Below are 11,172 nucleotides of genomic sequence, written 5' to 3'. Positions count from 1 at the left end.
CCACTTTTTCTTGTTTAATCTGGGCTTCACCAACCCCGCCGCAACCTGCCACCGCCGCATTTAGAGGACTGAATGCGTGCGTCAGACGACGCGGGCGCAGGCGCGGGCCCCGTTCCGCGCCGCGAGCGCGCTCACCGCGTTCCTCTCGGTGTCCGAGGCGCCCATCAAGGCGGCCGAGCGGGCCCCATCCCCGGAAAACCGCTCGGCAGCCTCGATGTACCGGCGGATCGCCGCCAAGAACTCCTCCCGCGCCGATGCCGCCCCTCCCGGCACCGCACGGACCCCCGTCGCCCCCTTGAGGACGTCCTTGGCGTCGTCCACCTTCACCGCGACGTAGTGCTGCCACTTGCGCAGCTCCGTCGCGGCGTCCCCCTCCGGATCCGGCCAGTAGCGCTGGATCTCGGCGCCGCTGTCCTTCCACACCCGCACGCACACCCGGTCGGCGGCGCGGTAGAACTCGTGCGGCGAGAGCACCGCGAGGGCCCGCTCCGGCACCACGGCGACACACACCGCGGCGAAACACGCCAGAGCCGAGCCGTACGCCAGTCCTTCCACCACGCCGACCCCCAGGACCGAGTTTTTGAACAGGTTCAACTCACTCAGGCTATGGCTCCGCCCCGGGACGGGTCAAGAAGTTTTTTGAACGCGTTCAGACGAACCGGCGACGACCGGCGAAGGCACCGAAGGTCATCTGCGCGGCGAAGACCGCGAGCATCATGATCCAGGGCACGGTCCAGCCGTGGGTGAGGTCGTGAAGCAGCCCGAAGAGGAACGGCCCGACGGCCGCCATCAGGTAGCCGATACCCTGCGCCATCCCCGACAGCCGCGCGGTGTCCTCGCCGGTGCGGGCCCGCAGCGCGATCACCGTCAGCGCGAGCGAGAAGACGCTCATCCCGAGCCCGATGAGAAGGCACCAGAGCAGCGGCGAAGCGGCGGGCGCGACCATCATGCCGACCATGCCGACGAAGCCGGGAACGCCCAGCCCGACGATCCACGGGCTCTGGCTCTTGTGCCGGGCGGCCATCGGCGCCACCACGAGACTGATCGGGACGGCGATGAGCGAGATCAGCCCGAGCAGCAGCCCGGAATCGCCCTTGCTCACCCCCGCGTCGATCATCACCTCCGGCAGCCAGCCCATCACGACGTAGGCCAAAAAGGCCTGAGTGCCGAAGAAAAGCGTGACCATCCACGCAAGGGGGCTACGCAGGAGCGATCGCCCGCTACCCTGCTTGCCTGCCTCGGCAACGGGCGCACGTCCCGCACCGCGGGCTGCGAGAATCCAGACGAGGAGTGCGAGCACCGCCAGTACCGACCAGGCGCCGAGACCTTGGCGCCAGCCGCCGAACGCGTTCTCCAAGGGAGGGGTGAGCGCGGACCCCAGGGCGCCCCCGCCCTGCAGAGCGGCGGTGTACACGCCGGTCATCATGCCGACACGTGCCGGGAAGGAGTCCTTGATGACGACCGGGATCAGTACGTTCGCCAAGGCGATTCCCGCCGTGGCGACCAGGGTTCCCCCGAGCACGACGTACGGTCCGTCGATCACGCGCAGCACCAGGCCGACGGCCAGCACCGAAAGCGCGGACGCGATGGCCGCGCCGATGCCGAACCGGCGGGCCAGCAGCGGCGCGGCGAGTCCGGCGGCGGCGAAACAGAGGCCGGGGAGCGTGGTGAGCACGCCGGCCCAGGTCGCCGTGGCGCCGAGGTCGTCGCGCATTTCGCCGAGCATGGGGCCGACGCTGGTGATCGCGGGCCGCAGGTTCAGTGCCACCAGGATCACCGCGACACCGAGCAGCACGCCGCCGGTGATCACTCCCGGCCGCCACTCCGTTTCGATCGAGCCTTCGAGTTCAAGGCTTTCGTCGAACGGGGCCACGGATTCTCGAGAGTCGACACGCACGTCGGCTAGTATCACATACATAGGATGATTGGATGAAGGGACAACGCTGTGCCATTGGCCACCACGCGCCGTGCCGGCCTGGTCGATCAGGTCATCGAGCAGCTGCGTGACGCCGTCACGCAGGGAGAATGGCCCATCGGTCAGCGGATTCCGACGGAACCGGAGCTGGCCGGGCAGCTCGGCGTCGGGCGCAACACCGTCCGCGAGGCCGTTCGCGCCCTCGCGCACACGGGGCTGCTCGAGGTCCGCCAGGGCGACGGGACCTACGTGCGGGCGACGAGCGAGGTGTCGGGCGCCATCCGGCGGCTGTGCGGTTCCGAACTGCGCGAGGTGCTGCAGGTGCGGCGCATCCTAGAGGTCGAAGGCGCCCGGCTCGCGGCCGTGTCGCGGACCGAGGAGGAAGTCGTCGAGCTGCGTTCCCTGCTCGAACGCCGCAACGCCGAGCTGCGCGAGGGCCATTGGGAGGACTTCGCCCGCCTCGACGCGGAATTCCACTTCGCCGTCGTCCAAAGTGGACACAACACCCTGCTGACCGAGATGTACCGCGGGCTCACCGAGGTGATCACGGCCAGCGTGGCCGCCACGTCGAACGTGACGCCGGGGCGCGAGTATCTGCCGGAGATAGGGCACGAAGGCCTCGCCGAGGCCATCGCCGACCGCGACGCCGACCGGGCCGCCAGCGAGGCGTGCGGTTTCCTGGACGAACTCCTGGCCAGGGTGGACCAGGACGAGAACTGACCCCACAACCTCGTGAGTGGTAAGGACGGTTCTAACCGTCCTTACCACTCACGAGGCGTTTACGGCAGGGTGAGGATCTCGGCGCCGTCCTCGGTCACCACGAGCGTGTGCTCGAACTGGGCCGTCCACTTCTTGTCCTTGGTGGTGACGGTCCAGTCGTCGGCCCAGATGTCGTAGTCGATGGTGCCGAGGGTGATCATCGGCTCGATCGTGAAGGTCATGCCCTGCTCGATCACCGTCTCGACGGACGGCTCCTCGTAGTGCAGGACGGTCGGCGCGGTGTGGAACGCCGGCCCGACACCGTGGCCGGTGAAGTCCCGCACGACGCCGTAGCCGAACCGCTTCGCGTAGGACTCGATGACACGGCCGATGACGTTGAGCTGCCTGCCGGGACGGACGGCCTTGATGGCGCGCATCGTCGCCTCGCGCGTGCGCTCGACCAGCAGCCGCGCCTCCTCCGAGACGTCACCCGCCAGGAACGTCGCGTTGGTGTCGCCGTGGACGCCGCCGATGAACGCGGTGACGTCGATATTGCAGATGTCGCCGTCCTCGATCACCGTCGAATCCGGGATGCCGTGGCAGATCACCTCGTTGAGCGAGGTGCAGCACGACTTCGGGAACGCGCGGTAGCCGAGCGTCGACGGGTACGCGTGGTTGTCCAGCAGGAACTCGTGGATCACCTTGTCGATGTCGTCGGTGGTCGCGCCGGGTTTGACGGCCTTGCCGCCCTCCTCCAGCGCCTGCGCCGCGATCCGGCTCGCGACCCGCATCGCTTCGATCACCTCGGGCGTGCGGACCCCGTTGCCCGTGTCGCGTTTCGGCGCCGGCCGGTCGACGTATTCGGGGCGGGCGATGCTGGCGGGGACGACTCGCCTCGGCGTCTGGACGCCGGGCTTCAAGGGGGAGCGAACGGACATGAGCCCAGCCTACGACCTGGCGGCTAACCGAGCCCCGTCAGGAAGCGCTGGGCGGCCTCGACCGCGGGCCTGGACGTCCCCGCGTCGGTCGTCAGCACCGCGAAGGCCAGGTCGCCGGTGTAGCCGACGAACCAGCCGTGCGAATGCGTGCCGTCGCCGAACTGGGCCGTCCCCGTCTTGCCCCGGACGTCCGGCAAGGGTTTGAGCAGCGTCGCCGTGCCGTCGGTGACGACTTCGCGCATCATCCCGCGCAGCGCGTCGAGCACCTCCGGTTTGATCGGTTTGCCGAGCCCGGACGACGTGGTGGCCATCCCCCGCACCAGCGTCGGCACCGGGACCTTCCCCGACTGGACCGTCGCGGTGGCGACCGCCAGGCCGAACGGGCTCGCCACGACGGTCCCCTGGCCGAACCCGTTCTCCGCCCGCTGCGCGACGGTGTTCGCCGGCGGCGACGAACCGGTGATCGTCGTCAGGCCCGGGATCACGAAGTCGGCGCCGACGCCGAGATCGCGCGCGGCGTCGGTCAACGCGGCGGGAGGCAGGTCGGTCGAGAGCTTCGCGAACGTCGTGTTGCAGGACTTGGCGAACGCCGTGGAGAGCGGGACGACGCCGAGGGCGAACTTGCCCTCGTTCGGCACCGTCCGGTTCTCGAAGGTGGCCGTGCCGGGGCAATCCACGGGGCTGTCCGCCCGCACCGTGCCCGCGGACAACGCCGCGACGGCGGTGGCCATCTTGAACGTGGACCCCGGCGGGAACCGGCCGGTGAGCGCGATCGCGCCCTGCGGGTCGGCAGGCGCGTTCTGCGCCACCGCCAGCAGTTCGCCGGTCGACGGCTGGATCGCGACCAGCGCGGAGGGCGTCGGGACCGGGGCGAGCGCCCGTTCCGCCGAACCCTGCGCCTTCACGCTGAGCGTGCTGACGACCGCGGGCGCCGGTTTGGGATTCTCGGAGTGCAGGTCGGTGATCTCGCCGCCGCCCGTGTCGAGCGTGACGACGCGCCAGCCCGCCGAGCCCTCCACCTGGTCCTCGACGAGCGACCGGACCGCGGGCAGCACCTGCTTGCCGAAGTTCTTGTCGTCCGGCAGCAGCCTTTCCTGCTGGCTGAACCGGACCCCGGGCAGGTCGTAGATCTGGGGCTTCACCTCTTGGTAGCTGTTCGCCCGCAGGCTCACCACCGGATAGCCGGAGCCGGGTTTGAGCGTCTTCACGCCGTCGCGGATCGACTGACCGGTCACCGACGGCTCGAACCGGTTGAGCGCCGCGCCAAGTTTGTCGGTGACGGCCACCAGATCGCCCGCCTTCGCCGGGTCGAGCACGACACTGACGACCGTCTGCGGGCGCAGCAACGGCGTCCCGTCGCGGTCCAGTACCGGCGCGAGATCCGGCGGATCCGCCTTCAGCGCGATGCTCTGCTGCGCGGCCAGCTGCGGATGGAGCGCGGTGGGCAGCCAGCGCACCTTCCAGCCGTCCTGGGTGGAATGGACCTGCGCGTCGGCCTTGTACGTCCAGACCCGGCCGCGCGGCAGGTTCCAGGTGAGCTGATAGGTCGCCGTCCCGTTGTCCGCACCGGACGAATGCCGGACCTGCTTGTCCACGATGGTGATCGACTCGGGCGAAAGCGCCTTCCGCGCCATCTCCAGCGACTCGCGCGCGGCGTCCGGCGAATCGGTGAAGGACGCCGCGGCGGCGACGTCACCGGAAGTCAGCCCGCCGAGGAAACCCGAGATGGCGTCTTCGGGACCCGAATCGGCGAAGAGCCCGCACCCGGCGGCCGAGAGGCCCACCAGCCCCGCGAGCACGACGACGGCGACACGACGACCTGCAGGCATGTTTGGAGATCCTGCCAGCCCCGGCCCGTTCCGGCCGGACGCGACACGGCCTAGAACAGAACCGTCGCGTACTGCCCGACCTGCTGGAAGCCGATCTTGCGATAGGCGGCGAGCGCCGGGCTGTTGTAGGCGTTGACGTACAGGCTGGCCGTGCGGCCCATCCCGCGGACGAGCCTGGTCACCACGGACGCCGTCCCGGCGGTGCCGAGCCCGCCGCCGCGGCGTTCCGGATGCACCCAGACCCCTTGGATCTGGCCGACCGTGGAGGACATCGCGCCGATCTCGGCCTTGAAGACGACCTCGCCGTCCTCGAACCGCGCGAACGCCCGGCCGCCGGCGATCAGCTCCGCGACGCGGGCGCGATACCCGGCGCCACCGTCACCGTTGCGGGGGTCGACGCCGACCTCCTCGACGAACATGGCGATCGCGGCCGGGAGGTACCGGTCGAGTTCCTCCGGGCGCACCGCGCGGACCAGCGGATCGGCGGCGACGGACGGAATCCCGTCGAGTGCCATCAACGGCTGGTCGTGCCGGACTTCCCTGGCGGGGCCCCATTCCGGCTCGAGTTCGTCCCACAGGCCCAGTACCTGCTCGGCCGGGCCGACGAGCGACGAGCAGCTCCGCTGACGGCGCAGGGCGCGATCGGCGAAGGAACGCAAAGCGGAGGCGTTGCCGCGCAACGGGATCAGATTCGGCCCGGAGAAGCACAACCCCTGGAGCCTGCCCGCGCGCACGGGGCGGGAATCGGCGGCCCAGAGCTCGCCGCCGAGCCGCCAGGGGTCGAGACCCGCGGTCTCCACCCTGGCACTGACCATGCAGCTGCCGACCGGGTCTGTGGCGAGCGCGGCACGGACCGCGGGATAGTCCCGATCATCGAGCAGCCGTGCACCTGCAAGCCGCAACACCACTCCAGAGTGCCAGATGAGCGGCGCAAACGGAACGCAAGCTTCACGACACGCTGAGAGAACTTCGGCAGGTCGGGATCACCACGCCGGGAAAGGTCCGGTCCCGGCGTGGTCTCGACCAGTCAGCCGACGGTGACGGTGGGCTCGCCCTCGCCGATCGTCTGGCCCGACTCTTCGGCGATGCGCATGGCCTCTTCGATCAGGGTCTCGACGATCGCGTGTTCGGGGACGGTCTTGATGACCTCGCCCTTGACGAAGATCTGGCCCTTGCCGTTACCCGAAGCGACGCCGAGGTCGGCCTCACGCGCTTCGCCGGGGCCGTTGACGACGCAGCCCATGACCGCGACGCGCAGCGGGACCTCCATGCCCTCGAGCCCGGCGGTGACCTGCTCGGCGAGCGTGTAGACGTCCACCTGCGCACGGCCGCACGAAGGACAGGAGACGATCTCGAGCTTGCGCTCCTTGAGGTTCAGCGACTGCAGGATCTGGATCCCGACCTTGACCTCTTCCACCGGCGGCGCCGACAGCGAGACCCGGATCGTGTCGCCGATGCCCTGGCGCAGCAGCGCGCCGAAGGCCACGGCCGATTTGATGGTGCCCTGGAACGCCGGGCCCGCCTCGGTGACCCCGAGGTGCAGCGGGTAGTCGCACTGCTCGGCGAGGATCTCGTACGCGCGCACCATGACCACCGGGTCGTTGTGCTTCACGGAGATCTTCACGTCGTAGAAGTCGTGCTCGGCGAACAGCGACGCCTCCCACAGCGCGGACTCGGCCAGCGCCTCCGGGGTCGCCTTGCCGTACTTGTCCATGATCCGCTTGTCCAGCGAACCCGCGTTGACGCCGATCCGGATCGGGGTGCCGTGGTCCTTCGCGGCCCGCGCGATCTCCTTGACCTGGTCGTCGAACTTGCGGATGTTGCCCGGGTTCACCCGGACGGCCGCGCAGCCCGCCTCGATCGCGGCGAAGACGTACTTCGGCTGGAAGTGGATGTCGGCGATCACCGGGATCTGCGACTTCTTCGCGATCGCGGGCAGGGCTTCGGCGTCGTCCGCGGACGGGCACGCGACGCGCACGATGTCACAGCCCGCAGCGGTCAGCTCGGCGATCTGCTGCAGTGTCGCGTTGACGTCGGAAGTGAGCGTGGTGGTCATCGACTGCACCGAAATCGGGTGCTCGCTGCCGACGCCGACCGGCCCGACCTGCAGCTGTCGGGTCTTGCGACGCTCGGAGAGGACGGGAGGGGGAAGCGCTGGCATACCAAGAGCGACAGTCACGCCTTCAAGCGTACCTACCCCGATCGGCGGACATACACGACGTCAGCCGTCACGGTGAGCAGCGTTACCTGGGCAGCCCAATGATGCTGACAGCGCGCTCCGTCGCCACCGTCGGCCGTCACTGGAACAGCTTGACCGGGTTCACGATGTCGGCGGTGACGGTGAGCAGAGTCACCGCGCCGCCGATGAAGACGAGCACCATCGTGACCGCGGACAGCTTCGTGTAGTCGACCGGTCCGCCCGCCGCCTTGCCGCGCAGCTTCCGGATCCAGTCACGGACGCGCTCGTACCAGACGACCGCGATATGCCCGCCGTCGAGCGGGAGCAGCGGCAGCAGGTTGAACACGCCGATGAAGAAGTTCAGGCTCGCCAGCAGGAGCACGAAGATCTCCCACAGGCCGCGCTCGGCGGCCTCGCCACCGATCCGGCTGGCGCCGACCACGCTGACCGGGGTGTTCGGGTCGCGCTCGCCGCCGAAGATGGACTCCACCACCGCGGGGATCCGCGACGGGAACTCGATCAGCCGCTTGGCGGTCTCGGAGAACATCGTGCCGGTGAAGCTGAGCGTCCCGCCGATCGCGTCGACGGGGCCGTAGGTCAGCAGCGGCGGCGCGGTGTTCTGGATCGGCGAGGCGCCGATCATGCCGACGTCCTTGACCGTGGTGTTGTTGGAACCGTCGGCGACCAGCCGCTGCACGCGCGGCACGTCGACGGTCAGGTTCAGCCGCTGCCCGTTCCGCTCGACCACGAACGGCGTCGGGCCGTTGGCGACCTGGACGGCCGCGAGCATTTCGCGCCAGGTCTTGATCGGCTTGCCCGCGACGGAGACGACCTTGTCGCCCGCCTGGAGACCGGCGGTCTTCGCGGGGGTCGGGGCGTTCGGCGGGCAGGTGGTGTCGTTCAGCTGCTCCACCGTGGTGGCCGCACGGGCGCACGACGTGGCGCTGATCACGGCCTCGGTGGGAGCGGCCTGGGCGGCCGGGTTCGGCAGGCCCATGGTGACGGCCATCAGGTAGAGGATGATGAAACCGAGGATGAAGTGCATCGCCGAGCCCGCCGACATGACGACGGTGCGCTTCCAGGTCTTGAAGCGCCACATCGCGCGCTTCGACTCCTCCGGGGTGACCTCGTCGAGCGCGGTCATGCCCGCGATGTCGCAGAACCCGCCGAGCGGGATCCACTTCACGCCGTATTCGGTCTCACCGCGACGGAAGGAGAAGATCGTCGGCCCGAAGCCGATGAAGTAGCGCCGGACCTTCATGCCGAAGGCCTTGGCCGCCCACATGTGACCGGCTTCGTGCAGCGCGACGGACAGGCAGATCCCCAGCGCGAACAGCACGATCCCGAGAATGAACCAGAGCACGCGCTACTTCCCCTTACCGATCAGCGCACCGGCACGCGCGCGAGCCCAGCGCTCGGCAGCTAGTACGTCATCAACGTCGCGAGGTTCACGACGCCATTCGTCGGCGGCTTCCACCACCTGGGCAATAGTGTCCACAATCGAGGTGAAGCCGGTGTTCTGTGCCAGGAAGGCGGCCACCAGCTCCTCGTTCGCCGCGTTGTAGACCGCCGGGATGCAGCCGCCCACGGTCCCGGCGTGCCGCGCCAGCTCGACGGCGGGGAACGCGTCGTTGTCCAGCGGCTCGAAAGTCCAGCTCGCGGGCTTGTCCCAGACGCACGCGGCCGCCGCGCCCGGCACCCGGTCCGGCCAGTGCAGCGCCAGCGCGATCGGCAGCCGCATGTCGGGCGGGCTGGCCTGGGCGATCGTCGAACCGTCCACGAAGGTCACCATCGAGTGGATGATCGACTGCGGGTGGACGACCACGTCGATGCGGTCGGTCTCGATGTCGAACAGGAGCTTCGCCTCGATCAGCTCCAGCCCCTTGTTGACCAAGGTGGACGAGTTGATCGTGATGAGCGGCCCCATCGACCAGGTCGGATGCGCCATCGCCTGCTCGACGGTGACGTCGGCCAGCTCCTCGCGCTTGCGTCCTCGGAACGGGCCGCCCGAGGCGGTGAGCACCAGCCGGGCGACCTCGGACTCGCGGCCGGCGCGCAGGGCCTGCGCGATCGCGGAGTGCTCGGAGTCCACCGGGACGAGCTGGCCGGGCTTGGCCGCGGCCAGCACGAGCGGCCCGCCCGCGATCAGCGACTCCTTGTTGGCCAGCGCGAGCGTGGCGCCGGTGGCGAGCGCGCGCAGGGTCGGCGGGAGGCCCTGGGAGCCCGGAAGCGCGTTGAGCACGACGTCCACGGGGGTGGCGTCGATCATCTCGACGACCGCGTCGGCCCCGGCGTAGATGCGCGGGAGCTTGAAGTCGCCGCTGGAGTAGCCGCGCTTCTGCGCCTCGGCGTACAGCGCGAGCTGCAGGTCTTCCACGGCCGTCGGCCTGCTGATGGCGACGGCGTCGACCTGGTGCGCCAGGGCCTGCGCGGCCAGCGCGGCGGGGTCGGAGCCGCCCGCGGCGATCCCGGCGACCCGGAACAGCTCCGGGTTGCGGGCCGCGACGTCGAGGGCCTGGGCGCCGACCGATCCGGTCGAACCGAGCACGAGCACACTTCGCGAGGTAGTCATCGGGGCTCATTGTCGCTTGGGGCCCGTCGGGCGCGTGCAGCCAGGTGTGGGATCATTCGCGGGCAAGCGAACCATCGGGTTTTGAGGAGTTGATCGTGGCGAGCAAAGCGGTCGAAAAGCGCGGCCGGGTGGGCGTCGACACCGTTGACCCCCGCGACGAGCCGTCGGCCGAGTGGGGCTGGCACGGTTCCTTCCCGAAGGCGACGCGGGTCGCGGGCTGGCTGAGCGCGATCATCCTGCTGGTGATGCTGTACGGCAACCACCACGGCTGGACCGAGAACCTGTGGCTGATCGGCCTGTCGCTGCTGATGATGTTCGGGCTGGTGCTCGACATCCGGAAGCAGCGCACCGCCTGGCGCAAGTAGCTCCTTCACGGCTCAATGGCCCCTGTCCACCTTCGTGGGCAGGGGCCATTCGCCGTTCTGGGCCCACAGCTCGTTGACGATCTTGCCCGCGTCGTCGGCCTCGACGCCGTAGCGATGCCGGTATTTGGCCGCCGGACGCTGGACCGCCGCGGCGACTTCCCCGATCGCGACGTTGTTCCACGAGTCGTTCGGGAAGAACTGCCGCATCACGGCGAGGAACCGGCCGGTGGCCCAGACCGGGTCGGTCCGCTGTTCGAAGGAACCCCAGCTCGCGCGCTGCTGGAAGAGTCCGACCGAGTCACCGAGGCCGCCGTCGAGATTGGCGATACTCGACTCGACGATCACCGTCGCGATCGCGATGGCCGCCGCGCGATCGTTGAGCCCCGATCTCTGCACGGTCTCGACGATCACTCTGGCGCACGAGGTGTTGTACGGGTTCATGTAGCCGCGCATCTTGGTGGCGAGCTGCTGGTTGAGGGTTTTGGCGGCGTCCCCGTCGTCGGTCGACGCGCCCGCCTGGACGCAGGGCAGGGCGACGTGTTCGACCTGGTCAGGCCGGATCTCGGTGGGCGGGAGCAGGACGAGGGAGAAGGCGAGGTACGCGGCGGTAAGCGAGCTCAACATGCGGTGACCGTTCGGTGCGGGTGGTCGTGAGTGGCGATTCGTGTTCTAACG

At 69.4% G+C, this 11,172-nt stretch carries 11 protein-coding genes; 2 read left to right on the top strand and 9 right to left on the bottom strand.

Annotation, left to right across the window (positions count from 1 at the left end):
• Nucleotides 1-81: 81 nt before the first annotated feature.
• Complete coding sequence (locus ACFWIW_RS32135) at nucleotides 82-594, bottom strand: hypothetical protein (RefSeq protein WP_378371908.1); 513 nt, start codon at nucleotides 592-594, stop codon at nucleotides 82-84.
• A gap of 55 nt (nucleotides 595-649) precedes the next feature.
• Nucleotides 650-1,897 carry a CynX/NimT family MFS transporter gene (locus tag ACFWIW_RS32130; RefSeq protein WP_378371907.1) on the bottom strand — a complete coding sequence of 416 codons (1,248 nt, stop codon included), beginning with the start codon at nucleotides 1,895-1,897 and terminating at the stop codon, nucleotides 650-652.
• A 48-nt stretch (nucleotides 1,898-1,945) separates the two neighbouring features.
• Here ACFWIW_RS32130 and ACFWIW_RS32125 point away from each other — a divergent pair, with 48 nt between their 5' ends.
• Nucleotides 1,946-2,635, top strand: coding sequence for a FadR/GntR family transcriptional regulator (locus ACFWIW_RS32125; protein WP_378371906.1), 690 nt, complete (start codon nucleotides 1,946-1,948; stop codon nucleotides 2,633-2,635).
• Between the two features lie 59 nt (nucleotides 2,636-2,694).
• Here ACFWIW_RS32125 and map read toward each other — a convergent pair whose 3' ends face one another.
• From map to dxr, 6 genes are all read right to left on the bottom strand, one after another.
• A complete protein-coding gene (gene map, locus ACFWIW_RS32120) occupies nucleotides 2,695-3,552 on the bottom strand; it encodes a type I methionyl aminopeptidase (protein WP_063270782.1) in 858 nt (285 codons plus the stop codon).
• Nucleotides 3,553-3,575: 23 nt separating this feature from the next.
• Nucleotides 3,576-5,381, bottom strand: coding sequence for a penicillin-binding transpeptidase domain-containing protein (locus ACFWIW_RS32115; protein ID WP_378371905.1), 1,806 nt, complete (start codon nucleotides 5,379-5,381; stop codon nucleotides 3,576-3,578).
• Between the two features lie 50 nt (nucleotides 5,382-5,431).
• The gene (locus tag ACFWIW_RS32110) at nucleotides 5,432-6,286 is read right to left on the bottom strand and encodes a GNAT family N-acetyltransferase (RefSeq protein WP_038509958.1); all 855 of its coding nucleotides are present in this window, start codon (nucleotides 6,284-6,286) and stop codon (nucleotides 5,432-5,434) included.
• 122 nt (nucleotides 6,287-6,408) lie between these two features.
• Nucleotides 6,409-7,560 (bottom strand): flavodoxin-dependent (E)-4-hydroxy-3-methylbut-2-enyl-diphosphate synthase, encoded by a 1,152-nt coding sequence (gene ispG / locus ACFWIW_RS32105; protein ID WP_167373562.1) that lies wholly within the window; start codon nucleotides 7,558-7,560, stop codon nucleotides 6,409-6,411.
• A gap of 118 nt (nucleotides 7,561-7,678) precedes the next feature.
• Nucleotides 7,679-8,923: a M50 family metallopeptidase gene (locus tag ACFWIW_RS32100; RefSeq protein WP_378371904.1), complete on the bottom strand. Its 1,245-nt coding sequence runs from the start codon at nucleotides 8,921-8,923 to the stop codon at nucleotides 7,679-7,681.
• Nucleotides 8,924-8,926: 3 nt separating this feature from the next.
• Complete coding sequence (gene dxr, locus ACFWIW_RS32095) at nucleotides 8,927-10,132, bottom strand: 1-deoxy-D-xylulose-5-phosphate reductoisomerase (protein WP_240594193.1); 1,206 nt, start codon at nucleotides 10,130-10,132, stop codon at nucleotides 8,927-8,929.
• A gap of 95 nt (nucleotides 10,133-10,227) precedes the next feature.
• On the opposite strand from dxr, the gene ACFWIW_RS32090 reads away from it, so the two are divergent.
• Nucleotides 10,228-10,497, top strand: a complete 270-nt coding sequence (locus ACFWIW_RS32090; RefSeq protein ID WP_378371903.1) for a DUF2631 domain-containing protein — start codon at nucleotides 10,228-10,230, stop codon at nucleotides 10,495-10,497.
• Nucleotides 10,498-10,509: 12 nt separating this feature from the next.
• Here the strand turns inward: ACFWIW_RS32090 and ACFWIW_RS32085 are convergent, their stop codons facing one another.
• Nucleotides 10,510-11,121 (bottom strand): hypothetical protein, encoded by a 612-nt coding sequence (locus tag ACFWIW_RS32085; protein WP_378371902.1) that lies wholly within the window; start codon nucleotides 11,119-11,121, stop codon nucleotides 10,510-10,512.
• Nucleotides 11,122-11,172: the final 51 nt, after the last annotated feature.

Source organism: Amycolatopsis sp. NPDC058340 (assembly GCF_042723975.1).
Classification (GTDB): domain Bacteria; phylum Actinomycetota; class Actinomycetes; order Mycobacteriales; family Pseudonocardiaceae; genus Amycolatopsis.
Note: the sequence above shows the minus strand (reverse complement) of the source record. Positions and strands in the feature narration are given on the sequence as shown.